Annotated in this window: 29 protein-coding genes and 2 other RNA genes; 19 read left to right on the top strand and 12 right to left on the bottom strand. The window is 39.5% G+C overall.

Annotated features, from left to right (window positions below; translation table 11 throughout):
* Nucleotides 1–34 precede the first annotated feature (34 nt).
* From ACXVWB_RS00300 to ACXVWB_RS00290, 3 genes are read left to right on the top strand one after another with little or no spacing between them, the layout of a single operon-like run.
* On the top strand, nucleotides 35–196 hold the full coding sequence (locus tag ACXVWB_RS00300) for a hypothetical protein (protein ID WP_289901831.1): 162 nt from the start codon (nucleotides 35–37) through the stop codon (nucleotides 194–196).
* Entirely contained in the window at nucleotides 196–633 is a 438-nt protein-coding gene (locus ACXVWB_RS00295) for a phage tail protein (RefSeq protein ID WP_289901832.1), read from the top strand. The genes ACXVWB_RS00300 and ACXVWB_RS00295 overlap by 1 nt, the downstream gene beginning before the upstream one ends.
* Nucleotides 633–1,826 carry a phage late control D family protein gene (locus ACXVWB_RS00290; RefSeq protein WP_458485176.1) on the top strand — a complete coding sequence of 398 codons (1,194 nt, stop codon included), beginning with the start codon at nucleotides 633–635 and terminating at the stop codon, nucleotides 1,824–1,826. Before ACXVWB_RS00295 ends, ACXVWB_RS00290 begins: the two co-directional genes overlap by 1 nt.
* 16 nt (nucleotides 1,827–1,842) lie before the next feature.
* Here the strand turns inward: ACXVWB_RS00290 and ACXVWB_RS00285 are convergent, their stop codons facing one another.
* The 6 genes from ACXVWB_RS00285 to ACXVWB_RS00260 form a co-directional block, all read right to left on the bottom strand.
* Nucleotides 1,843–2,394, bottom strand: a complete 552-nt coding sequence (locus ACXVWB_RS00285) for a hypothetical protein (RefSeq protein ID WP_458485175.1) — start codon at nucleotides 2,392–2,394, stop codon at nucleotides 1,843–1,845.
* Nucleotides 2,357–2,485, bottom strand: coding sequence for a hypothetical protein (locus tag ACXVWB_RS00280; protein ID WP_256867607.1), 129 nt, complete (start codon nucleotides 2,483–2,485; stop codon nucleotides 2,357–2,359). The genes ACXVWB_RS00285 and ACXVWB_RS00280 overlap by 38 nt, the downstream gene beginning before the upstream one ends.
* Nucleotides 2,486–2,547: 62 nt before the next feature.
* Complete coding sequence (locus ACXVWB_RS00275) at nucleotides 2,548–2,772, bottom strand: excalibur calcium-binding domain-containing protein (RefSeq protein WP_369866715.1); 225 nt, start codon at nucleotides 2,770–2,772, stop codon at nucleotides 2,548–2,550.
* The gene (locus ACXVWB_RS00270; RefSeq protein ID WP_369866716.1) at nucleotides 2,769–3,449 is read right to left on the bottom strand and encodes a DUF7424 family protein; all 681 of its coding nucleotides are present in this window, start codon (nucleotides 3,447–3,449) and stop codon (nucleotides 2,769–2,771) included. Before ACXVWB_RS00270 ends, ACXVWB_RS00275 begins: the two co-directional genes overlap by 4 nt.
* On the bottom strand, nucleotides 3,446–4,273 hold the full coding sequence (locus ACXVWB_RS00265) for a BRCT domain-containing protein (RefSeq protein WP_369866717.1): 828 nt from the start codon (nucleotides 4,271–4,273) through the stop codon (nucleotides 3,446–3,448). The genes ACXVWB_RS00270 and ACXVWB_RS00265 overlap by 4 nt, the downstream gene beginning before the upstream one ends.
* A gap of 4 nt (nucleotides 4,274–4,277) precedes the next feature.
* The gene (locus ACXVWB_RS00260) at nucleotides 4,278–4,952 is read right to left on the bottom strand and encodes an XRE family transcriptional regulator (protein WP_289901838.1); all 675 of its coding nucleotides are present in this window, start codon (nucleotides 4,950–4,952) and stop codon (nucleotides 4,278–4,280) included.
* Nucleotides 4,953–5,069: 117 nt separating this feature from the next.
* Here ACXVWB_RS00260 and ACXVWB_RS00255 point away from each other — a divergent pair, with 117 nt between their 5' ends.
* Nucleotides 5,070–5,309: a transcriptional regulator gene (locus ACXVWB_RS00255; RefSeq protein ID WP_289901839.1), complete on the top strand. Its 240-nt coding sequence runs from the start codon at nucleotides 5,070–5,072 to the stop codon at nucleotides 5,307–5,309.
* On the opposite strand, the gene ACXVWB_RS00250 is transcribed toward ACXVWB_RS00255, so the two are convergent.
* On the bottom strand, nucleotides 5,306–5,548 hold the full coding sequence (locus ACXVWB_RS00250) for a hypothetical protein (protein ID WP_289901840.1): 243 nt from the start codon (nucleotides 5,546–5,548) through the stop codon (nucleotides 5,306–5,308). The two genes, ACXVWB_RS00255 and ACXVWB_RS00250, sit on opposite strands and share 4 nt — an antisense overlap.
* Before the next feature lie 125 nt (nucleotides 5,549–5,673).
* Between ACXVWB_RS00250 and ACXVWB_RS00245 the strand changes: the two genes are divergently transcribed.
* The 11 genes from ACXVWB_RS00245 (at nucleotide 5,674) to ACXVWB_RS00195 (ending at nucleotide 11,599) form a co-directional block, all read left to right on the top strand.
* Nucleotides 5,674–6,246, top strand: a complete 573-nt coding sequence (locus ACXVWB_RS00245; protein ID WP_289901841.1) for a hypothetical protein — start codon at nucleotides 5,674–5,676, stop codon at nucleotides 6,244–6,246.
* 11 nt (nucleotides 6,247–6,257) lie between these two features.
* Nucleotides 6,258–6,506, top strand: a complete 249-nt coding sequence (locus ACXVWB_RS00240) for an ogr/Delta-like zinc finger family protein (protein ID WP_118879002.1) — start codon at nucleotides 6,258–6,260, stop codon at nucleotides 6,504–6,506.
* Nucleotides 6,507–6,598: 92 nt separating this feature from the next.
* On the top strand, nucleotides 6,599–6,859 hold the full coding sequence (locus ACXVWB_RS00235) for a hypothetical protein (protein WP_289901842.1): 261 nt from the start codon (nucleotides 6,599–6,601) through the stop codon (nucleotides 6,857–6,859).
* Between the two features lie 15 nt (nucleotides 6,860–6,874).
* Nucleotides 6,875–7,237: a hypothetical protein gene (locus tag ACXVWB_RS00230; RefSeq protein WP_289901843.1), complete on the top strand. Its 363-nt coding sequence runs from the start codon at nucleotides 6,875–6,877 to the stop codon at nucleotides 7,235–7,237.
* Between the two features lie 8 nt (nucleotides 7,238–7,245).
* A complete protein-coding gene (locus tag ACXVWB_RS00225; protein WP_289901844.1) occupies nucleotides 7,246–7,500 on the top strand; it encodes a hypothetical protein in 255 nt (84 codons plus the stop codon).
* A complete protein-coding gene (locus ACXVWB_RS00220) occupies nucleotides 7,497–7,748 on the top strand; it encodes an ANR family transcriptional regulator (protein WP_289901845.1) in 252 nt (83 codons plus the stop codon). The genes ACXVWB_RS00225 and ACXVWB_RS00220 overlap by 4 nt, the downstream gene beginning before the upstream one ends.
* 118 nt (nucleotides 7,749–7,866) lie before the next feature.
* Entirely contained in the window at nucleotides 7,867–8,175 is a 309-nt protein-coding gene (locus ACXVWB_RS00215; RefSeq protein ID WP_289901846.1) for a hypothetical protein, read from the top strand.
* 7 nt (nucleotides 8,176–8,182) lie between these two features.
* Nucleotides 8,183–10,396, top strand: a complete 2,214-nt coding sequence (locus tag ACXVWB_RS00210) for a replication endonuclease (protein ID WP_458485174.1) — start codon at nucleotides 8,183–8,185, stop codon at nucleotides 10,394–10,396.
* Between the two features lie 11 nt (nucleotides 10,397–10,407).
* Complete coding sequence (locus tag ACXVWB_RS00205; RefSeq protein WP_128787179.1) at nucleotides 10,408–10,893, top strand: hypothetical protein; 486 nt, start codon at nucleotides 10,408–10,410, stop codon at nucleotides 10,891–10,893.
* 20 nt (nucleotides 10,894–10,913) lie between these two features.
* Entirely contained in the window at nucleotides 10,914–11,432 is a 519-nt protein-coding gene (locus tag ACXVWB_RS00200; protein WP_289901849.1) for a MazG-like family protein, read from the top strand.
* Nucleotides 11,432–11,599, top strand: coding sequence for a helix-turn-helix domain-containing protein (locus tag ACXVWB_RS00195; RefSeq protein WP_049367448.1), 168 nt, complete (start codon nucleotides 11,432–11,434; stop codon nucleotides 11,597–11,599). The genes ACXVWB_RS00200 and ACXVWB_RS00195 overlap by 1 nt, the downstream gene beginning before the upstream one ends.
* On the opposite strand, the gene ACXVWB_RS00190 is transcribed toward ACXVWB_RS00195, so the two are convergent.
* Together ACXVWB_RS00190 and ssrA are read right to left on the bottom strand one after the other, a co-directional pair.
* Entirely contained in the window at nucleotides 11,580–12,911 is a 1,332-nt protein-coding gene (locus ACXVWB_RS00190; RefSeq protein ID WP_289901850.1) for an integrase arm-type DNA-binding domain-containing protein, read from the bottom strand. The two genes, ACXVWB_RS00195 and ACXVWB_RS00190, sit on opposite strands and share 20 nt — an antisense overlap.
* Before the next feature lie 155 nt (nucleotides 12,912–13,066).
* Nucleotides 13,067–13,432, bottom strand: a transfer-messenger RNA (tmRNA) gene (gene ssrA, locus ACXVWB_RS00185).
* 108 nt (nucleotides 13,433–13,540) lie between these two features.
* On the opposite strand from ssrA, the gene ACXVWB_RS00180 reads away from it, so the two are divergent.
* Nucleotides 13,541–14,023 carry a hypothetical protein gene (locus ACXVWB_RS00180; RefSeq protein WP_289901851.1) on the top strand — a complete coding sequence of 161 codons (483 nt, stop codon included), beginning with the start codon at nucleotides 13,541–13,543 and terminating at the stop codon, nucleotides 14,021–14,023.
* 108 nt (nucleotides 14,024–14,131) lie between these two features.
* Nucleotides 14,132–15,199 carry a DNA polymerase IV gene (dinB, locus tag ACXVWB_RS00175; RefSeq protein WP_289901852.1) on the top strand — a complete coding sequence of 356 codons (1,068 nt, stop codon included), beginning with the start codon at nucleotides 14,132–14,134 and terminating at the stop codon, nucleotides 15,197–15,199.
* Nucleotides 15,200–15,286: 87 nt separating this feature from the next.
* Here the strand turns inward: dinB and rnpB are convergent.
* Nucleotides 15,287–15,663: RNase P RNA component class A (gene rnpB, locus ACXVWB_RS00170), an RNA gene on the bottom strand.
* Between the two features lie 124 nt (nucleotides 15,664–15,787).
* Between rnpB and ACXVWB_RS00165 the strand changes: the two genes are divergently transcribed.
* On the top strand, nucleotides 15,788–16,723 hold the full coding sequence (locus ACXVWB_RS00165; protein ID WP_289901853.1) for a KpsF/GutQ family sugar isomerase: 936 nt from the start codon (nucleotides 15,788–15,790) through the stop codon (nucleotides 16,721–16,723).
* Nucleotides 16,723–17,268: a KdsC family phosphatase gene (locus tag ACXVWB_RS00160; protein WP_165819669.1), complete on the top strand. Its 546-nt coding sequence runs from the start codon at nucleotides 16,723–16,725 to the stop codon at nucleotides 17,266–17,268. Before ACXVWB_RS00165 ends, ACXVWB_RS00160 begins: the two co-directional genes overlap by 1 nt.
* Nucleotides 17,269–17,339: 71 nt before the next feature.
* On the opposite strand, the gene ACXVWB_RS00155 is transcribed toward ACXVWB_RS00160, so the two are convergent.
* Nucleotides 17,340–19,997 carry a PqiB family protein gene (locus ACXVWB_RS00155; RefSeq protein WP_289901854.1) on the bottom strand — a complete coding sequence of 886 codons (2,658 nt, stop codon included), beginning with the start codon at nucleotides 19,995–19,997 and terminating at the stop codon, nucleotides 17,340–17,342.
* The gene (locus ACXVWB_RS00150) at nucleotides 19,981–21,234 is read right to left on the bottom strand and encodes a paraquat-inducible protein A (RefSeq protein ID WP_289901855.1); all 1,254 of its coding nucleotides are present in this window, start codon (nucleotides 21,232–21,234) and stop codon (nucleotides 19,981–19,983) included. The genes ACXVWB_RS00155 and ACXVWB_RS00150 overlap by 17 nt, the downstream gene beginning before the upstream one ends.
* Nucleotides 21,235–21,269: the final 35 nt, after the last annotated feature.

Here is a 21,269-nt window from a genome sequence, read left to right as displayed (position 1 = left end):
GGATTTTTGACCGCATTTTTCTTTAGGATAGAACATGAAATCAATTCTAATCTTCTTTTTCTATTTTTTATCAATTATTGCCGTCACAGGGTACGCCACTTTTTTGATGTATCACAACATTGACGGGTGGGGTTGGATTATTTTTATTGATGTTTTATTGGCATTAATGACAGTCAAAGTTAAGGAAGAAAAATAATGTTCCAAAACTTCGCACTTGCCACATTGGGCATGTTTGTGTTCACTCGGAAAACCGTGCCTTTTCAAAGTTTAGACCGCACATCAAATTGGCGGCATCCAACCAATGCCATTGTCGGGGCAATGCCAAAAACACAATTCACCGGTAAGGAAAGCGAAACCGTGACAATCGGCGGGCGACTTATCCCTGAAATCACGGGCGGCAGATTTTCCATTAAAGCGTTGGAATTAATGGCAGACAGTGGCGGTGCGTTCCCACTAATTGACGGTGCAACCTTTGAAATTATCGGTTTTTTTGTAATCGAAAGCGTACAAGAAACCCGAACAGAATTTTTTGGCGATGGTGCTCCCCGTGCCATTGACTTCACCATGAACCTAAAACGCACTGACGATCCGATGTTGATTGCCATTGCAGACAGTTTAATGAGTAATCTGTAATGTTAGGCTTAGATTTTAACGACAATCACCGCACACCCGCTTTTAAAGTGGTGATCACCACGAAAGACAACAAACAGCAAGACATCACGCAAGTGGTATCAAGCCGTCTGATCAATTTGTCTTTAACCGATAATCGCGGCTTAGAAGCGGATACACTCGACCTAGAATTATCCGACCATGACGGCAAACTCGCCTTACCGCCACGCAATGCCACAATCCAAGTTGCGCTAGGTTGGAAAGGCAAACCACTGATTGACAAAGGGCAATATTCAGTGGATGAAGTGCAATTTTCAGGCGGTGCAGGATCGGCAGACCGATTAACCATCAGAGCAAGAGCGGCTGATTTAAAAGGCTCATTTTCCGAACAAAAAGAGCGGTCATTTGATAAAAAAACGTTGGGCGAAATTATTGACACCATCGCCAAAGAGAACCAACTCAAAAGCCAGTGCGAGAAAAAGCTGGCTAACACCTTTATTGCGCACATCGACCAAACCAACGAAAGCGACATTAATCTATTAAGCCGCCTAGCAGAAGAGCACGGGGCAATGTGCACCGTTAAAAATGGCACGCTATTATTTATGCCGCTAGGACAAGGCAAAACCGCCACAGGCAAGCCGATTCCACTACGAAAAATCACTCGCAAAAGTGGTGACAGCTACACTTTCTCCATTGCAGAAAGCGAAAACTACAAAGCCGTGCGGGCGTATTGGCACGATACGGACACAGGCAAACGTGGCGAAATCACGGTGGATGAAAACACCAAGATAGTGAAAAAACAGCGTATGACGAAAGGCAGAACGCTGAAAAATGGCACAGTGAAAGGAAGACGATTAAGCAAACGCAAATACAACACTATTGAGCAACAAGAGCCAATCACCAGTGATAATGCGCAAATAAAATCACTCCGCCACACTTATGCAAGCGAAAGAACCGCCATCAATGCCGCAAAATCCGCCTTTGATAAACTCAAACGAGGCGTGGCAACATTTAGCCTAAATCTTGCCTTTGGAGAACCCGATTTAATCCCCGAAACACCCATTGAGCTTTCAGGCTTTAAAGCCGAAATTGACGCAACCAACTGGCTAATCACTAAAGTGACACACAATCTTTCAGACGGTGGTTTTACCAGTCAAATTGAGTGCGAATTAAAGGTGGAAGATGAAGAAGTGGATGTGAAGAAAGAGAAAAAATAAAGCGGTCGATTGACCGCTATTTTTTCAATAAACTATGAGGAAAAATATCAATATAATTCGCAAATAACCTTTGATACCATTTAATTTTTGTCATCATCTCTCGTGGAAGCCCTTCGGCATTAAGTTGTTCGTTATAACAAATTTGCTCTAACACCACTAAAACGGGTGGCTCTTCTAAATCTATTCGATTGATTCCGATTTTAATTTCATTACAAAGTGCTAGTGTTAGCGGTTCTGCAATTAAGCGTTCTTTTAACCGTAAAAACTGTTGGCTAAAATCACGGTGATCACGTGCTTTCTCACTAAATCCAATAACTAAACTCAAAGAAGAACATACAGTTAGAGCAATACTCACCGCTATCGCAACGGATTGGTATGATTGCAATGTAGCATAAAGCGTACCGGAACTGAATAATACCGATAAGAAATTCGTGCCACGCTCCCAACATTCAAAAAAACGTTGTCTTTTCGTATTGTAACGAATCGAACGTTCTATGCTAAAAAGCAGATTTTTCTTTCTTACCTCTAAATTAATCGTCTTGTTGGTCATTTTCTCGTTTGTCGTCATCAGCGTCCTCCTCATAAGGGTCCGGCATTAATTGCGCAGTCAATATTGCCAATTTTTCATCGTTATTGAGGAGTTTATTATTATCAGACATATTTTTTATCCTTATTTTGTTGTGAACAATGACCTAACCAAATTGAATTTATAGCCAATGACTTATTTACACACATTCTCACAAGGCACACCATCGTGGTCACGATCCAAGCGGCTTTCACCACATTCGTTTAAATGAAATTTAGCTTCAGCGCAAGAACTCATCTCTTTGCAATATTTACTGTCAGAACAACTAAACTGTTCTGCATCTGCTTTTTTACTTTTGGCAAAAGTTGCTGTTGAGAAAGCAAGGGAAAGTGCGGTTAAAACTATGAGAAGTTTTTTCATTTACTTATCTCATTAATATTAAATGGCGAAGTTAGAACTGTCGTGTAATTCAGACTTTGATTCGTATTTTTCCACAACATATCCGCAGAAACATTAGATAAACGAATGTTCATTTTCTGACCTTTCTTTAAAGGCAATTTGGGGAAATAAGATACTGGTACGCCATCAACATAAGATGAAAGTACAGAAAAAACCTGATCTTGTTGAGTATCATTAATTACGTTCAATGAGATAATCATTTCTAAGTTGGAAATATATTCTGATTTAACAAAATCACGAATTCTTTTTGCCAAAGCTTGCTGTGTTCTGACGTTCAATTTTCTATCGCCAAAACTATAAATACTAATCTCATCTTTTATGTCACCAGTTTCAGGTGCGACACCAACACCAATAGGAATTTCAAAACTGGCATAAGATGTCATATTCTGTTGGTAACATTCTTTGTATTTAGCTTGAGTAAATACTGTTGGGATTTTTTGTTGAACTTTAATTAAGCTATCGGATGGTTTACGGCTATCTTCATGCGAACCACAAGCCGACACTTCAACATTTAACAATGCTGTTTCGGTTTTGATTGGATCATTTAAAAGCGTGTTCAAGGACACATCTTTCTCGATTTCTGTTTTACACCCCACCACAGCCATGGCACATAATGTTAAAGCGAATAGTTTTTTCATTGCGGTATCTCCCCTGTTTCAATCATTGTTTTGAATTCATTTTCATCAAGCAAAATCGCACCAACATCTATTGCAGAATTGATTTTTGTCGGTCCTGCATTATCACCCATAATAAGAAAATTAAGGTTTTTGGTAACAGTTTTACGCACTTTGAAATCGTGGATTTCGGCAAGGGTTTCTAAATATTCCCGATCTACTTTTGAAAAGCCGGTAAAACAAATTTCAAGCTGACTTGATGTGTATTTGCTAGATAATTTGGATTGATATTGATTTTTTCGAATTCCACGTTGTTCTAACCACTCATCTACAGTATAAAATTCACCATTTTGTTCAATTAATCCATCTATACGATCAAGACGAAAAGTTCTATTATCCCCTGCTATATAACAATAACCTTCAATATAAACATCATCGGTATAATCCACTCGCACTTCTCGATGCTTAGTGTCACCGTCTGCATTCGTATATGTAAACTCAATAATGTTTTTACCTTGTGTACGAAATCTTGAATTTGAACTATCTAAAGAATTAGATTCAAATGATAAAATAGATGCAGAAGATGAAACATCACTTGTTTTTGTTTCTTTCTGCTTTTTCAATTCATCACCTTTGCCAAAAACGCCTATTGATAAGACAAATGCAACAAATGCAATAAAATAATGTTCCGTTGTGGCGAAGGCATAAAACAATCCCATGAACAACCAACCAAGAATCACCGCAGGAGGCGCTGAAGCCAATCGAGTCCATTCGGCTTTTAGGAGGAAAATATAATAAAAGCCGTAAGTCGCTGCTACAAAAACTAAAAATGCTAGAAATCCCGTCATTTTATCACCACTTCCGCCACTTCATCGGCATGCTGAATATTACTCTGCCGTGGATAAATACATCGTCATCTTGCGTGAATGTCCATTCTTTGTAGGTTGGGTTGTCGGAAATGACGAGCATTTCTTTTCCCACTTTTTGCAAACGCTTGACGAATGTTTGGCCGTCAAAGGTGAAAACATAAAGCCCATCGGCGGCAAAGTAATTTTCGGAAATATCCACATAAAGCAGATCGCCGCTTTCAAGGGTTGGCGCCATGCTATCCCCTTTCACTGTGATCAACTTCAAATATTTTGCATCAGCACGTCCAAATTGTTGACGGAAGAACGTTAAATTAAATTCTTGTGAAAGTAAGCCTTGTTCGGTTGGGCTTAAATACGCTCCGTTTCCGGCACTCGCTTCCACATCCAAAATATCAATCCGCACTGTGTTTGGGTTTTGCGGTTCGCTCACTTCTACAATGCGATAAGACGGATCAGGGTCGCCTTCCCCTGTTTTTAGCCAATGCGGGTCCACATTAAGTGCGGTCGCAATTTCTAAAATATTTTTAGGTGACCGAGTTCGACCATTCACTATATCGCTAATTGATGGTTGAGATACTCCAAGCTGCTTTGCAAAAGCATTCATAGATAAGTTTCTATCATCAAGTAGTTGCTTTAATCGGGTTGATAAATCAGACATAAATTCTCCTTGTGTATAAGTTATAGGTAAACCTTGAATAAAACAATAAAATATTTCTTGCATTTATTAAAGGTTTTCCTATAATACACTTAAAGGAAAACTTATAGGCGATTTTAAATGAATGAAAAAGTGATACTAGCTACAGAAATTTGCGGCAATCAATCAGCCTTAGCAAGAGTATGTGGAGTTAGTCAGCCTACTGTAAATGGATGGATAAATGGTGCGAGTATGGATGTGAAATACATCCCATCCATCATCCAAGCCACAGAATATGAAGTAAACCCAATCGAACTTAGACCCGATTTAGATTGGTCAATAATTTACGAAAGTCTGAAACAGGTGTTTGAAGGGAATTAAAGATTTTTAAACCAATGAACGAAACGAATGATTTCTTGTTTTATGCAGTGGCGTTCTTTGTAAGTGAATAAACCCATTAACAACGCATTTAAAAAACACAGTTGGCGTGGGTTAAAGGTGTAATCAAGCAGGGTAAGAGTGGGATTGTTACTTAATAAGATGAAATTAAGCCAAACAATTCCAGCAACAATAGACCAGTTAAGGATAAATATGAGAAATCGTAAAAATCGAGTCAGCATGGCATACCTTGTAGCGTTATTTTCAACTGTATCGTGCTTTATGGTGTTGATTATTTGCTAATTTTATTAGCAAGTCAATTAATTGGTCAGTGATTCGGAATAGTTAAATAGAAAAGGTGGTGTGTATGTGTGAAACAATTAATCTAACGGCGGAAGAACTCGCAATTCGCGAGCCAAGTGTTCATCTAGTGAGAGTGCTAACGCAAATAATCCGCGAGCTTGTTGTGGACGTTTCTCTTTTGCCAGTTCAAGGCAATAGCAATGAATGTGATAAGCAAGTTCCTTGTGGGTTATCAACTTCGCAGACATTACTGCTTGATAGATTGGCAAAATGGTCTGCTTACAAAAATGCTGGATTGGCGTATTGCAATACATTGCTCGAACAAGGCTTTGCAGCAGACAAAACGCTGTACTATCTCGCTTGTCCCGAGAAATTTGTCGAAGTCTCTCAAGTTCTAGATCAATTATGTTCTGATTACCAGGATGAAATGGGTCATTTGCGTAGTAATCCATTAGACACTCCTTTATTTACTGCACTTTCTTACTATGCTGGCACGCTGGCAACGTACAGTATTCAGCTTATTGTGGCATTAGAGAAATTTAAGCATAACACTGAATCGATTAAATGGGAAACCAATGAAAATGTTTTTGCCGATGTGATGGAAATTGTTAGACGTTATCAACCAATTAAAAAATAAAGGTGGAAAAAGTGAAAGTTAATGTTAAATGCCCGAAATGCGGTTCAGAAAATATCTATGTGCGAACCTCAGAAAGATTATCAAAGTTAACCACGCAAACATTTGGCTATTGCAGTGGCTGTCGTGAGTGTCGTTTTAAAGTGATTAGTGAAATTGTCGAAGTTGAAACAGCAAGCTTTGAAACCAATCAGCAAGCCATGTTAGGCAGTAAGCCATTAGACGAGACGGACACTCGACAAGTCGAAATTCCAACCGATTAATTCTTAATTTTTAAACATTAATTTAAAGCCAGTCGTTTGAAGAAATTCATTCGACAGGATTTTTGCAACCAAAATTTAGGGAGAACAAGAAAATGGCACGTAAAAACTATGTGTACGACAACGGGAAAACACGCAAAGGACGTGTGAATGTGTATCAGTTAGAAAAACGTGTGAAAAAGTTGGAAGCGCAAATTCAAATCATCAGCCGTCACGTTAATCATCAAGCAGGATTAAACCAACAACAAGTGCTATTGAATGAAAGCCTTCACGACCGTGTGGCATTGCTTGAAAAAGCCAGTTGGAGAAAGCAAGGGATGTTTGGTCGTTGGTTAAGTTGGGTGCAAGGTAAATAAGCAAAGGGGCGTGTGATGTACGTTTCAGGCAACGAAAGTGCGGCGGAAAAATTCTGCAAAGAAAATCAAATTGCGGTTGAGCCAGTGAAAAGTTGGGGCGATTGCCGCCATGTTATCGGCAAAAGTCGCTATCGCGTGGAATACGCTTTCAGCAACCTTTTACAAGGCGAAAGAGAAATCCTGTTGGCAATGGCAGAACTCGACATCAATGATTTAGTTAGCAGCACATTTTCAGGCGAGAAACTACACCACTTCACCGTAAACGGACGACGCAAAATTGGCAGGGCGTTTCGTTTCAAAGTACGGGAGCTTTCAAAAAAATTTCCGGAAGGCATTACCGAACGCGAATTCACATTGATTGATAAAGCATTGAATTAGGGGGAAGTATGGCAACCGTGATTTTGAGCCGTGGCGCATTGAGCATTGTCGCAAAGGAATATTATCAAAAACTCGATAAGGCACAGGAAAAATTATTCGCTTATATCTATCACTTAGATAAAGGCGATGAAGAACAAGCAAAACAAGCATTTAACGAATTTATTGAAAACGGTGATTTAGCGACAAAAGCCCGCCAAATCTTTTTACAAAAATACAGCGATTGGGAGCAATGGCAAGCCAATCCACGGAGAAAAACAGCATGAGAACAAAATTCATCGCCTTTAGAACGGCAAGCGAAACTGCAGCAGAAGCAGAACGCACTAAACAATATTTAAAAGCCGCACAGATTTGGCGAAAAGCCTATCAGTTGGCACCAAGTACACAGGATGAAGATTGGTGCTTTGCACGTGCAGATCATTGTTTTAAAGCCGCCATTGATACAGGCGCAATCAAGGTAAGAAAAAGCAGACAGTTAGATTTCAAGGATTTTTTGGAGAAAGGCAATGAGTGATTTTTTCATTGGATTAGCGGTGGTGATGTTGGGCTGTTTTATGGCCGCCGCCTTATTAGATGCCGCCTTGTGTTGGTTGGCAAGTTGGATAAGCAAGCACTTTTAAGGAGAAAACAAAATGAGTACTGACATTTACATCAATTTAGATTGCGGTGCGGAATTGCAAATCACCAAGATTGGCGACCGCTTTCAAGTATTAGAAATCGTGGCAGATAGTGACGGTTGGCGAAAACAAAAAGCAAGAGTGATTGGACGATTACATCACACCATTATTGGTGCAGTGAATGAAGTCCGCAACTTTGCCTTAGCACAATATGAAGTGCTTTCACTGACGGAAATGGAAAGTGCGATCAACTCAACCAATCAAGCCATTAAAGATTACTTTGATCAACACAATGAATATTTAGCCAACGTACAAAGAGCATAGAAAGAAAATGATGAACTGGGAGCAACAACGAGACAATAACATCGCCAAACGTGATTTGGCGATGGAAGAAGCTCGTTTGGCAAGAATGGAAAGTGCGGTTAAAACTAGCCGCACTTTAGACTTGCCACAAGCAACAGCCGCACAAATGGAGTTGTTTGCGGTTGCCCCTAATCATTTTGATTATGTTGAAAAACTGCTTTCCGATTTACCACGTAAACGCCAACGTGAACACTTCCGCAATGTGTGGTTGCGTGCTTATCGCAGTGTGAAAGATGATGGGTCAATTAGTTTTAGCTTAGGCAATAAACAAGCCCGCATTGCAAATACAACCTTGCGTGATGTTTTGACCAATCGTTTGGAAGCCGTTTTTGAGCAATATCGCATTTCTGTTTCGTGGTTGCTTGAACGCAAACGCTATTCCGCCAATTTGTCCATGCAAAAGCCTGTGGATAGTCAAGGCTTGCATTTTTATCTATTAGGTGAACGCCAATTAAAAGAAATCGCCTATAAACTCGCCTTGCACTTCAACGGATTGCAAAGCGATTTCGTGGAAGATTGTGCCAATCAAAAAGCCGTTGGGCTATTAAGTGCGGTCGATTTTTCACGTTTAAGCAGTGATCTGCACCGCCTTTGTGCTGATGTTTGCAAGAACATTGGCTTTCCACTTAAAAGCCAACACCGCCTTGAAGAAGGGAAACGCCTTTCTGTGCAACAACAAGAAGGCGAATTGTTGCGTGTGGTATGCGAAAAATACTGGTTCCGCACATTACGCAGCACGCAAAAACGCCTTATCGAGCATTTGGCGATTGGTTGCGGTGAAGTGTCGGCAAAAGTTAGCCCTTACATTTCAACAGGTGCATTAAGCGATTACCGCAATCAACAAAAAGCCAATCTTGAATATTTAAAACAGATGATTATTGAAAACATTGACGATCCATCCGAACAGGTGGAATTGATGGCAATGTGGCAAAAATCTTCCGGTAATCCTGCCATTCGTTTTAACGAGATGATGAACCGCTTGCGTGGCGTGGACGAATGGGCGACAGAAAAAGGCTATGTGTCATTGTTCCTTACCATGACCGCCCCTTCATCGTTCCATGCAACCCATAACAACGGCACAAATAACAAGAAATGGAAAGGCGCAGACCCACGCACAACGCACGCTTATTTAAGTAAGAATTGGGCGCAGTTGCGTGCCTTGTTCGCTAAACGTGGCATCGGCTTTTTTGGTATGCGTGGCGTTGAGCCACACCATGACGCCACACCGCACTGGCACTTGCTTGTGTATGTGAAAGCGGAAGATAAAGAAGAAGTGATCCGTTTATTCAAATCAAAAACCTTAGAGTTAGACGGCGATGAATTCGGGGCGAAAAAACACCGCTGCAGAGTAGATGAAATTGACCCTGCAAAAGGTTCTGCCGTTTCTTATATTGCGAAATACATTGCTAAAAACATTTATGCGGGCAATCAAAAAGACGAAACATCAGACGAAGTGGAAGGATTGAAACTAGACGAAAACGTGCAACGTGTGCGTGCGTGGGCGAACCTTTGGGGCATTCGTCAATTCCAGTTTTACGGCAATCCGCCAATTTCTGTGTGGCGTGAATTACGCAAATTAGAGAAATGGCAGTTAGACGATGTTGATGACAAGACCATTGCAGACGCTCAAGCAATTTGTGATGTGGCTTGTTTTGCCAGTTATTTAGATTTACAAGGGGGCGCAATGGCTAAACGTGAAGATCAGCCGTTGTGCGTGGAATATGAAGAAAGCGAGCCTAATCAATACGGCGAAACAAGAAAGAAAATTGTGGGGGTGAAAAATCGTTTCAGTTTAGCAAGCATAAGAACAAAATTAAAAAATTGGGTTATCAAAAAAGGCATAGTGGCAGATGTTGCAACTGATGCCAATGCGGAGACCACCGAAACAAACAAGGAGCGTAGCGACGCTTGGACTTGTGTCAGTAACTGTAACCGTTCAGAAATTGAACAAAAGGTAAAAAATGCACTTTTACCTGTCGGTTTTATGATAAATCGTTCACAAATTGACCTATTAATCAAACATAAACGGTTACGGCTTAATGACTTTCAGTGGATTTGTTATGAAAACGACCACGTTTTCATTAAAGAAGAAAAAATACCGCTCTTTTCTGTGAAAAAATTTAGTCAGAAAGTGACTGGATTTTGGGAAAGATTGGGAAAAATTGGGAAAAATATAGATTAATAGGGGGATCAATGAGACCAGAAGTGTTTGCAACGCATTCAGAACCGATTAATAAAACTGCATACTTCACCGTGTATCGCCCAAATCTTGGGTATAGAGAAGATGCAAGAATCGAGCGGTGCGATGAACTTGGAGATATTTTATTTGCTATTAATAAAATTAATCATGAATTACGCAAGATTAATGTTGAACATAAGAGAAATTTTAAAAAAATTCAAAATCTAGATTTATCAGATAGAGACAAGAAGCTTCTGATGGTTGCTATGGCTGATGAACATAAAAAATTAAAGCAACCTTATATTGATCGTCTTTCAGAATTAGCAAAAGAAAAGGATGTGATAAAAGAGAAAATGGGTATTATTGGTCAAGCAAAAGAGAAACTTTCATTTCATTCTATTTTAATTCATGAATTATTCAGATTTTTAACTAAAGAACAAGGCGATATTGCACTTGAAAGAACAAGAGAGCGATGCCGAGAATTAAAAATTCAATATTAAACATTATGGAGAACTATAAAATGACAACATTAACAAAACTTATTAAAAATATCGAAAATTGGGCAGAAGCTCGCAATTTGATTGAAGGTTCTACACCGAAAAAACAATTCATTAAATTAATGGAAGAATTCGGGGAGCTATGTGCAGGTATCGCACGAAACGATAAAGATAAAATCAAAGACAGTATTGGTGATTGCGCGGTTGTTGTTATTATTTTAACTAAACAATTAAACGCAGATAATCTTAATTTTATAACTGCGTACAAAGCAGCGGATTTTTCAACGGAAAATAGCGAAATTATTTGTCTGAGAGCATCTAGCGTTTTAGGTAATGCATCAAGTTATTTAATGTATATGACGAGTAGTGAATCTAAGTCTAGATTGGCAGATATCTTGCTTAGATTTATTTATTATATAAGTAAAATCGCATTGAATTTCGAGTTTAATTTTGAGAGCTGCTTAAACGCAGCATATAACGAAATCAAGGACCGCAAAGGGCGTATGATTGACGGCGTGTTTGTGAAAGAAGGTGATTTATAATGGAACGCTATTTTTCAATTAAAGAGATCGTGCAGACGGGAATTTGTTCAGAAGCAACGGTGAAACGTTGGATTTCTAGCGGCAAGTTAAAGTCTTATAAATTCGGTCGCTCCCGCAAGATTGCGGAAAGCGACTTGAACGAATACATTAAGACTTGTCGGCAATAATTTCTTTGAATAAACCATTCGCGCATTTTTCAACATAGTTGGCCCATTCTTGAAACGTCTTTAATCGGTAAGGCAAATATTCTGCCCGATTATAGGCGTTTCGTATTTCATCTGAATTCAAATGGCTTAGGCAAATTTCGATGACTTCTTTATCTAATCCGAGTTCTAGGCGATTATCATTGCAATAGCTGCTGAATAGCGACCGTATGCCGTGATTTGTCATGGTGCCTTTGTATTTGCCGCCGTCCATTGTTTTAATCACTTCATTCGGCGTTTGGCTATTTATATGCTTTTCATTTCTCGCCTTTGACAAAGTGGACGGGAATAAATATTCCTTGCTTGTATGTTGCTTGATATATGAAAGCAAGGTTTCTGCCTGTTTACTTAATGGCACAAGGTGCAATCGCTCCCCTTTCCCGCCTTTTGAAATTTCCACTTGCCACACTTTGCCATTCGGCAAATGTTCGTGTTCGATGATGTCAGAATATTTTGCACTGACAGTTTCGCTCGCCCTTGTGGCATTGAGCAATCCCCACAAAATTGCAAGTCGCACTGTTTGGGATATGTTGGCCCGTGCAAGGCTGATCATAAATTCCGGTAAAGTTTTGTAATGGATTGACGGGTGATGTTTATTTTTATTCACTGCAGGGAGATCATCGCCAAGATATTTCCATTTGTTGTTTTCCCAATATTCAAAACGTTCGGCATATTCTGCGATTGACTTTAAAACCAAGTAACGTTTTTTCAATTCAGCCGTTGCGCCTGATTGGCGATAAGGTTCAAGCACGGATAAGCCGTGTTTTAATGTCAATTCTTTAAAAGGCACGTTACCAATTAAATCAATGGCGGAATTGACACGTCTTTCGGTATCAATCCTTGTCTTTTCTGTGTAATTGCCTTGTTCTTTACCGATTTTCGCACGATAGAGCAACCATTCATTTGCAACATGGGCGAATGTGCTTTGTTGTTCTTTTAGTGCATCTATGGCTTGTTTACGCTCAAATTCGTGCGGGTCAATCTTATTGGCTAAAAGTTGGCGAAATTCGAGTGCTTTTTGGCGGGCATCTTTTAACGATACAGTGGGATAAGCGCCGATGGTTTTTTCTGTGCGTTTTAATGTGTGGGGCCGTGTATAATTAAACACCCACGTTTTCACCCCGTTGGGCTTGACGACAAGTTTCAGCCCTTCCCCATCAAATAAATAATAGATCTTTTCTGCCGCTTTGGCGTTGTTCACTTGCGCAATAGTTAGCTGTTTGATGATTTTTGCCATGGTAGGAATTTCATAAAATGGTAGTAAGATTTTGCGCATTGTAAGTTCTTACTTCCATTTTTACTACTAAAAAATATGATCGCTTGTGAAATTAACTGATCTTTTGAGCAGTATTAAGACACTAAATAAAAACGGTCAAACTATTGATTTTTCAATAAATTTGACCGTTTGTGATCTTTTATGATGTTGTTTAGTGGTGGAGCTGGCGGGAGTTGAACCCGCGTCCGAAATTACTCTACCTTCAGTACTACACGTTTAGTCTCGTCTTTAATTTCACTTAAGCATGCGGACAGACACGCTAAACTTAAGCTAGTTTGATTCAATTTAGTGCTTCGATCCTCAAACAGCGGCTTCCACACGATCTCGTTTTGGTTTGACTCCGCTTTATCTCCGTCTTACGAGCGGAAGCTGGGGAGCGAAGGCTATGAGCAGGTTATTAAGCTGCTAAAGCGTATTGTTCGTCGTTTGCGACTATTTTTTTGCGGTTTATTTACGAGGCCTACCGCACCTCGACGTGCACCTTGGGCTTCGCTAATCCCGTCGAATCCAAAATCAGCCCCAAAATTCTTTTGTATTTTATCAAAAAATTCAAGAAAGGAAAAGATGCTATTTATTAATCAGGAAAGTCAAGGTAAAATTTTGCCACTTTTTTATAAGGAATCAAATCAATGAAAACATTAAAATCTCTGACCGCACTTTCATTAGGTGTATTATGTTTAGCATTTAACACGCAAGTTATTGCAAAAGAAGCGACACCAGCAACCCAACAAGTAGCAAAAGCGAGTGATAACATCGACAAATACCTTGCCATCAATATTGGTAACCGTGAAATGGTGGTTGATGAAAATGGTCAAGCATTAAGTGCATTCAAACATGAAATCACTAACATTGGGCAAAAGCCAATCCAAAATATTCAATGGGTAGGCGTGTATGTGAATAACCGTAAAGTTATTTACAGCCAAGATATGCAAATCAATTTACAAAGCCCATTACAACCAGGTAAATCTTTAAATATTAATTTGCAAATCCCGTTTGTTCAACTGGCTGAAGACGCACGCAAAGCCTTTATGAATCAACAAGAAAAAATTGACGTTTATACGATTGAACGTATTGTAAAATTCTCCGATAAAACTATCCTTTCTGATCGTTAATTCTTTTATCTAGCCCACGCAATGCGGGCTTTTAACAACTGTATACTTGAACAGCTATTTTCTTTTCGATATACTAAAAACACGCCTAATTTTGACCGCACTTCAACTATGAATTCCACCCGAAAAATCATTCACATTGATATGGATTGCTTTTATGCCTCTGTTGAAATCCGTGAAAATCCAACGCTACAGGGAAAACCTGTCGCGGTGGGGGGAAGTTCTCGACAACGTGGTGTACTCACTACCTGTAATTACGAAGCACGAAAATTTGGACTGCACAGTGCGATGCCGACAGCACAAGCTATCAAAAAATGCCCGAATCTAATTTTAGTGCCAGTTAATATGCCCCTTTATAAACAGGTATCCGCACATATTCATCATATCTTTCAACGCTACACTTCTATTATTGAGCCACTTTCCTTAGATGAAGCTTATTTAGATGTTACGGATTGTACACAATGTTCAGGATCCGCCACTTGGATCGCACAAGAAATTCGCCAAGCCATTTTTGATGAATTAAAGCTGACTGCCTCTGCTGGTGTGGCTCCCCTTAAATTTCTCGCCAAAATTGCTTCCGATATGAATAAACCGAATGGGCAATTTGTGATTAAACCTCATGAAGTTGAGCAGTTTGTAAAAACGTTACCATTGAAGAAAATCCCTGGTGTGGGGAAAGTCACCTCTGAACGTTTATTGAAAATGGGGCTAGAAACTTGCGAAGATGTGCAAAAACTCGACCAATCTATTTTGTTAAATATCTTCGGTAAAATGGGCAAGCGAATTTGGGATTTTAGCCATGGCATTGATGATCGTGAAATTCAAGCGCATCGGGAGAGAAAATCTATCGGCGTAGAACGCACTTTATCCGAAAATGTTCGTCATCTCGAACAAGGCATAGCATTGTTAGATAATCTCTATACCGAGCTTATTCGTCGCATTGAACGAAGCGCGCCGAATATCCCTTTAACCGCTTTTCGCAAAATTGGGGTGAAATTAAAATTTGAAGATTTTCAGGTGACAACCTTAGAAAAAACTGGCCTAACTTTATCGTTAAAAAGCTTTCAGCAATTACTGGAACAAATTTGGCAACGTAGCCATGGGAAATCCATTCGTCTCGTTGGATTACACGTGAATTTACCAGAAGAAAGCCATTTAGAACAAATGAGCTTGTGGTAAAACACAAAAGAAAATGACCGCACTTTTATTCATTCCATCCCGAGTTGGATAACTAAAAAACAAAAGTGCAGTCATTTTTTGATGAACTTGTTGAGTTGGTCGATAAGCCGAGTTCTGTCGTGGACAATCATTCCTCTAGGCGACAAATTACTCTGCCGCTCAAGCAACCTACCCGAACTCTGGACGGGCCATCCATTGAGTTCCTATTTGGTCTTGCTACGAGTGGAGTTTACCTTGCTGCACGTTGTTACCAACGGCACGGTGTGCTCTTACCACACCCTTTCACCCTTACCGTTTTCACGGCGGTCTGCTCTCTGTTGCACTGGTCGTCGGCTCACGCCGCCCGGACGTTATCCGGCACTCTGCCCTTTGTAGCTCGGACTTTCCTCTCGTTTACTTGTCCCACTAGGTCGTGCGAACACGGTTAAGGGCTTCAATAAACCAGCGATTGTCTAACCAACTCGCGGCGTAGTATAGGGGGAATTCAAAGAGCGGTCAAATTTTCATTCTTATTTTTAATAACTTCCGTTAAAATAGCCCTACAAAACACGGTTATTTTCAACCGCACTTTTATCATAAGGATTTCCTATGAATTATTTACAAATCGCACGAGAAACCCTTTCCGTTGAAAGCCAAGCGCTCGCTCAACTAAGCCAACGTTTGGATGATGCGTTTTCTCAAGTTGTCGATCTTATCCTTACTTGCGAAGGTCGTTTAGTCATCGGTGGTATTGGTAAATCGGGGCTAATTGGCAAAAAAATGGTGGCGACCTTTGCTTCTACAGGGACGCCAAGTTTCTTCCTTCACCCGACTGAAGCCTTTCATGGCGATTTAGGTATGCTAAAACCGATCGACATTGTGATGCTGATTTCTTATAGCGGTGAGACAGATGATGTAAATAAGCTCATTCCAAGTTTGAAAAACTTTGGTAATAAAATTATTGCTTTAACCAGCAATAAAAACTCTACGCTTGCTCGCCATGCGGATTATGTTTTAGATATCACGGTAGAGCGTGAAGTCTGCCCAAACAATCTCGCACCAACCACTTCTGCGTTAGTCACGTTAGCCTTAGGCGATGCTCTTGCGGTTTCATTGATTACTGCGCGTCATTTCCAACCAGCTGATTTTGCGAAATTCCATCCGGGTGGTAGCCTTGGTCGTCGTTTGTTATGCAAAGTAAAAGATCAAATGCAAACTCGCCTACCGATTACCACACCAGATACCAGCTTCACTGATTGCTTAACTATTATGAATGAAGGTCGTATGGGTGTGGCATTAGTCATGAAAAACCAACAACTTAAAGGTATTATTACCGATGGTGATGTGCGCCGAGCATTAACGGCTAACGGAGCTGACACGCTTAATAAAACCGCGAAAGAATTGATGACCTCGTCACCGAAAACTATTCATGAAAATGAATTCTTAGCAAAAGCAGAAGACTTAATGAAAGAGAAGAAAATTCACTCTCTTGTTGTGGTCAATGATGAAAATAATGTTGTGGGCTTAGTGGAGTTCTCAAGCTAATGATTAACGAAAAATTAAAGAAAATTAAATTGGTCATCACCGATGTTGATGGCGTATTAACTGACGGACTACTCCATTATGATGCAAATGGCGAAGCCATTAAAAGTTTCCATGTGCGCGATGGGCTTGGTGTCAAAATGTTGATGGATGCGGGTATTCAAGTAGCCGTATTATCGGGCAGAGATTCGGCGATTCTGCGTAAGCGAATTAGTGATCTCGGAATTAAGTTGTTCTTTTTAGGTAAGCTTGAAAAAGAAAGTGCTTGTTTAGATCTCATGAAACAAGCTGGTGTTACTGCTGAACAAACGGCCTATATTGGTGATGACAGTGTCGATCTCCCCGCTTTTGCAACCTGTGGCCTTTCTTTTGCTGTGGCAGACTCTGCACCTTATGTGCAAAATGCTGTGGATTATGTGCTTTCACTTGGCGGCGGAAAAGGTGCATTCCGTGAAATGTCTGATATGATTTTACATGCTCAGGGCAAAGATGAAGTCTATACTTCAGCCAAAGGTTTTTTAAAATCCGTCAAAAATATGGGCCAATAGCACTCCTCAAAACACCTAAAAAAATAACCGCACTTTGATTATTCAAAAGTGCGGTTATTTCTTTTTATGTTTTATTGATTTGCCGGTAAAGCACCTGAATTCCAAGTCGGTGCTTCAGCGGGTTTCTTCACTTGTAACATAAAGCGCTGATTTGCCGTTGCTTGTGGTTGAACGATCGTACCCGATGGAGTCGAGAACGAAATACCGCCTTTTAACAATTGTTGTACACTACCAGTATTAAACTCTGCGCCTTTCCAACCAAGGTTGAAATCATAACCCGATGAAACCCAGAACTCTGAATTTTTACGTACCAAATGTTGATACTTCGGTGTAATCGCAATATGTACCAACACACGATCGCCTAAAGAATTCAATTCAAACTTACGAACGGTTCCCACTTCAACACCGCGATAAAGCACTGGTGAGCCTTCCGTTAAATTCATCGCATCACTGGTTTCCAAAATAAATGGCACGCCATTGCTGTATTTATTTCGAGGTTGTGCAGTTTGTGCTAAATTAAACTGTGTTTTTGATGGACCTTTGCCTAACTCAATATCAATGTAAGGCTGTAAAAGGCTATCTAAGTTTTCAATTCCACCCGCTGAGATTTGTGGGGAAATCACTTTAAATACAGTACCCTCTTTTGCAATCATCCCCATATAACTTGGGTTAATTAATGCTTTCGCTGTGATACGGTTTGTCTTTTGATCAAGAGCAATCTGCTCGACCTCACCCACATTCATACCAAGATAACGTAAGCTCATTCCTTTACTTAAAGCCGTTGCATCATCTGTGAGTAACGTAATCACTTGCCCTGCTGATTTTGCTCGCAATTCACTTGGATAAAGCGTTTTATTTTTACCTGAACCTGTATTATCAAAGCTTATTGCACCTTTTAATGATCGCGCAACCGGTGATGCCTGGATACTAATACCTTTTGGCGTAATATCAATTTGTGCTGCACTTTCTACCCAGAATACACTTTTATCTGTCAGAAGATGTTGATAAGCCGGATAAATATACACATCAATATCAAAGTTATTGGCTTTCGGTCTTACGTTAATAATTTTACCTACTTCAAACTGACGATAAAGCACGATTGAACCTTTACTAATACTTGGTAAATTAGTCGAATGTAATACTATAGTTGGATTTACCAAATTACCCGTAATGCCCGTTTCTGCACTACTAATATCTTTATAAAGTGGATAGCTTGAATGTGGGGCACCACTTCCTTTTTTGGGTAATACTCTCACCCCACCTTGTAGCCATTTTGATGGCATTGCTGATTCAAAACGTAATCCGTCGATACCAAAACTGACATCAAAATTAGAGGCTGCCACAAATTGAGTATTTTCATGAATAAGATTGCGGTATTCCGCCGCAATTGCCGCTTCAAATTTCACACCATCAACATTTAAGTGCTGCTTCACAATTTGACCAATGGCAATATTGTTATAAAACACCGATTGCCCTTCAGCAATACCATAAGTTTCTGGTGCGGTTAAAGTTAAGACTAAAGTATTCGGTGCTTTGAGTAATAACTCATATTCTCGAATCACATCAAATTGCGTTTTGCTTTCTCCACTACCCGGAATAATTTCAAAATAATCTCCACGGAAGAATTTTTTCGGATTAGCCACATCACCCAAATCTAACTTACGATTTTTTAACACAATACGTGTATTTGTTTTTAACAGGCTAGCTTGACTTGGATCAATTAATAATGTGCCTTTTAAAATTTCTTCATTATTTTCAACCGCACTTAAAGATGAAAGAATACCTACCGGTTCATTACCATAATAAACCGAAGTCTGCTCTGCCTGTAAACCCGCTGTGACCGGAATTGTTATACTTACTTCAATCCCTCGTTTGGCTGCTTGTAAATTAGAGTAAAGTTTGTAATTACTGTCTGCAACGGCCTGTGTGCTATCTGCTGGCGAGTCAAATGATACCGCACCTTGCACCACAGAATTTAAACTTTCTATTGCCACATGCATCCCTGATGAATTAATGTTTGCGTTAATACCACTAATATTCCAAAAACGTGAATCTTTCTTCACAAAATGTGCAAAAGATTTATCAATTACCACATCAATTTCTACTTTATTCTCTTTATTGAAGCGGTAATCATAAATTTTCCCGACCGGCATTTTTTTGAAATACACGGAAGCGCCAATCGAAATTGAGCCTAAATCATCTGAAATTAAATGAATGAGCAAATCGCCAGGATTGACTTGTGCAATAGGGCCTTGCTCTTCAGCAATAAATTCATCTTCTGAATCGCCATCACCCGGTTGAAGCGTAATGTAATTTCCTGACACTAAAGAGTCTAAACCCGAAATCCCCGCAAGCGATACACTCGGTTGGACAAGCCAGAATTTGGTATTTTCCTTTAACACATCGGTGGCTTCAGAATAAACGTTAGCCTCAACTTTCACTTTTTGCATGTTGTCGGTAAAGTTAACCTTCTTCACAACACCGATTTGCAAACCCTGGTAACGTATAGGCGTTTTATCTGCAACGAGTCCTGCGCCATTGGAAAACGTGATCGTAATAGTCTTCCCTCGTTCTTGCACAATTTGGAAAAATAAAATGGCACCAATACATAATGCAATAAAAGGCAACAACCAAAACGGTGAGATGCGTTTATTCTTGCGTAATAACGCTTCTACATTGTTATATTGCTCATCAATAGATTGAGATTCTGGTTTATTGTTTTCTGTCATAAATTTTCCAAATTAATCGACTATCAAACTGAGAAGTTGAAATCATAGTTAAAAACACAGCTGCGCCAAAATAAAATGCGGCAGGGCCTACAGTAAAATTAATAATCTGTCCGCGTGTTACTAGAGACATCATCAAAGCTAACACAAAAAGATCTAACATTGACCAACGTCCTACAAAATGAACAATATGTAATAACCGCATTTGCCATTTGATCGAATGTCGCCATTTAAAATGTACACTCGCAAGCAAGTATACCATAATGAGAATTTTACTTATTGGAACAAAAACACTGGCGAAGAATACCACGAAGGCAACAAAATAGCTGCCCATACTAACAAAGGAAATAACACCAGACATTAAAGTATCTTCTGATAGACTACCTGTTAAATAAACACCTGATATAGGAAGTAAGTTTGCGGGAAAAAGCATAATAACCCCTGAGACTAATGTTGCCCAAACTCGCTGTAACTTAATACTATCGGGTATATCAATAACTGATTCACAACGAGGACAAATTGCACGATGACGGTGATCATATTCTTGATCTTCTTTTAAAAAAGTGTAATCACAAGCTGTACAAAGTACTAACGGCTTATCACTTTGAGTAACGGGTTTCTGCTCGGGATAAAAATCATGCCATAAGTCATCTAAATTAATTTTAATAAACAATAAAGTGGTTAAAAGTGCAGTAAAAACAAAAGCAATTAAATATACATCTACTTCTAACGTGGCATATTCGCGCACTTTAAACATGGTAACAGCGAGTGCAACTAAATACACGTCAAACATGACCCAAGGCTTAATATAACCCAAAAATAATAAGACATTACGAGGCTTAATTTTGAGTAATTTAGAAAGCTGCAACATAATGACTAAAATCGCAAAAGATACAGGCATTAAAACAGCACAGATAAAAATCATAAATGCAGTATAGGAATATCCCTCTACTGCCATTTTCCAAATCCCTTTCCAAACAGAAGCATCAATTTTAGTACCCAGTAAATCTAAGCTCAATAAAGGATAACCTAAAGCAAATGGCATTAAAATTAAGATAGAAAGGGCGATTAATGAACAACGTTTAAGAGACCAACGACTTCCCGATTGCAATTTATGATGGCAACGCGGACATTGCGCATACTCACCTTCTTGCGGACGACAAACAGACACCGTTGCATCACATCCGATACAACGCACGAGTTTATAAGTGGCATGAGAAAAATCAGGTGTTTTTGTCATTATGTTTTGAGAAATTATAAAAGTGGACTATTTTA

This window comes from Haemophilus sp. SZY H53, assembly GCF_054332375.1.
This window is presented reverse-complemented; position numbering and strand designations above follow the sequence as displayed.

Excerpts from the sequence above, each read along its gene's own strand:
- ACXVWB_RS00300 (WP_289901831.1), top strand. The coding sequence starts at position 35 with ATGAAATCAATTCTAATCTTCTTTTTCTATTTTTTATCAATTATTGCC.
- ACXVWB_RS00295 (WP_289901832.1), top strand. The coding sequence starts at position 196 with ATGTTCCAAAACTTCGCACTTGCCACATTGGGCATGTTTGTGTTCACT.
- ACXVWB_RS00290 (WP_458485176.1), top strand. The coding sequence starts at position 633 with ATGTTAGGCTTAGATTTTAACGACAATCACCGCACACCCGCTTTTAAA.
- ACXVWB_RS00285 (WP_458485175.1), bottom strand. The coding sequence starts at position 2,394 with ATGACGACAAACGAGAAAATGACCAACAAGACGATTAATTTAGAGGTA.
- ACXVWB_RS00280 (WP_256867607.1), bottom strand. The coding sequence starts at position 2,485 with ATGTCTGATAATAATAAACTCCTCAATAACGATGAAAAATTGGCAATA.
- ACXVWB_RS00275 (WP_369866715.1), bottom strand. The coding sequence starts at position 2,772 with ATGAAAAAACTTCTCATAGTTTTAACCGCACTTTCCCTTGCTTTCTCA.
- ACXVWB_RS00270 (WP_369866716.1), bottom strand. The coding sequence starts at position 3,449 with ATGAAAAAACTATTCGCTTTAACATTATGTGCCATGGCTGTGGTGGGG.
- ACXVWB_RS00265 (WP_369866717.1), bottom strand. The coding sequence starts at position 4,273 with ATGACGGGATTTCTAGCATTTTTAGTTTTTGTAGCAGCGACTTACGGC.
- ACXVWB_RS00260 (WP_289901838.1), bottom strand. The coding sequence starts at position 4,952 with ATGTCTGATTTATCAACCCGATTAAAGCAACTACTTGATGATAGAAAC.
- ACXVWB_RS00255 (WP_289901839.1), top strand. The coding sequence starts at position 5,070 with ATGAATGAAAAAGTGATACTAGCTACAGAAATTTGCGGCAATCAATCA.
- ACXVWB_RS00250 (WP_289901840.1), bottom strand. The coding sequence starts at position 5,548 with ATGCTGACTCGATTTTTACGATTTCTCATATTTATCCTTAACTGGTCT.
- ACXVWB_RS00245 (WP_289901841.1), top strand. The coding sequence starts at position 5,674 with ATGTGTGAAACAATTAATCTAACGGCGGAAGAACTCGCAATTCGCGAG.
- ACXVWB_RS00235 (WP_289901842.1), top strand. The coding sequence starts at position 6,599 with ATGGCACGTAAAAACTATGTGTACGACAACGGGAAAACACGCAAAGGA.
- ACXVWB_RS00230 (WP_289901843.1), top strand. The coding sequence starts at position 6,875 with ATGTACGTTTCAGGCAACGAAAGTGCGGCGGAAAAATTCTGCAAAGAA.
- ACXVWB_RS00225 (WP_289901844.1), top strand. The coding sequence starts at position 7,246 with ATGGCAACCGTGATTTTGAGCCGTGGCGCATTGAGCATTGTCGCAAAG.
- ACXVWB_RS00220 (WP_289901845.1), top strand. The coding sequence starts at position 7,497 with ATGAGAACAAAATTCATCGCCTTTAGAACGGCAAGCGAAACTGCAGCA.
- ACXVWB_RS00215 (WP_289901846.1), top strand. The coding sequence starts at position 7,867 with ATGAGTACTGACATTTACATCAATTTAGATTGCGGTGCGGAATTGCAA.
- ACXVWB_RS00210 (WP_458485174.1), top strand. The coding sequence starts at position 8,183 with ATGATGAACTGGGAGCAACAACGAGACAATAACATCGCCAAACGTGAT.
- ACXVWB_RS00205 (WP_128787179.1), top strand. The coding sequence starts at position 10,408 with ATGAGACCAGAAGTGTTTGCAACGCATTCAGAACCGATTAATAAAACT.
- ACXVWB_RS00200 (WP_289901849.1), top strand. The coding sequence starts at position 10,914 with ATGACAACATTAACAAAACTTATTAAAAATATCGAAAATTGGGCAGAA.
- ACXVWB_RS00195 (WP_049367448.1), top strand. The coding sequence starts at position 11,432 with ATGGAACGCTATTTTTCAATTAAAGAGATCGTGCAGACGGGAATTTGT.
- ACXVWB_RS00190 (WP_289901850.1), bottom strand. The coding sequence starts at position 12,911 with ATGCGCAAAATCTTACTACCATTTTATGAAATTCCTACCATGGCAAAA.
- ACXVWB_RS00180 (WP_289901851.1), top strand. The coding sequence starts at position 13,541 with ATGAAAACATTAAAATCTCTGACCGCACTTTCATTAGGTGTATTATGT.
- dinB (WP_289901852.1), top strand. The coding sequence starts at position 14,132 with ATGAATTCCACCCGAAAAATCATTCACATTGATATGGATTGCTTTTAT.
- ACXVWB_RS00165 (WP_289901853.1), top strand. The coding sequence starts at position 15,788 with ATGAATTATTTACAAATCGCACGAGAAACCCTTTCCGTTGAAAGCCAA.
- ACXVWB_RS00160 (WP_165819669.1), top strand. The coding sequence starts at position 16,723 with ATGATTAACGAAAAATTAAAGAAAATTAAATTGGTCATCACCGATGTT.
- ACXVWB_RS00155 (WP_289901854.1), bottom strand. The coding sequence starts at position 19,997 with ATGACAGAAAACAATAAACCAGAATCTCAATCTATTGATGAGCAATAT.
- ACXVWB_RS00150 (WP_289901855.1), bottom strand. The coding sequence starts at position 21,234 with ATGACAAAAACACCTGATTTTTCTCATGCCACTTATAAACTCGTGCGT.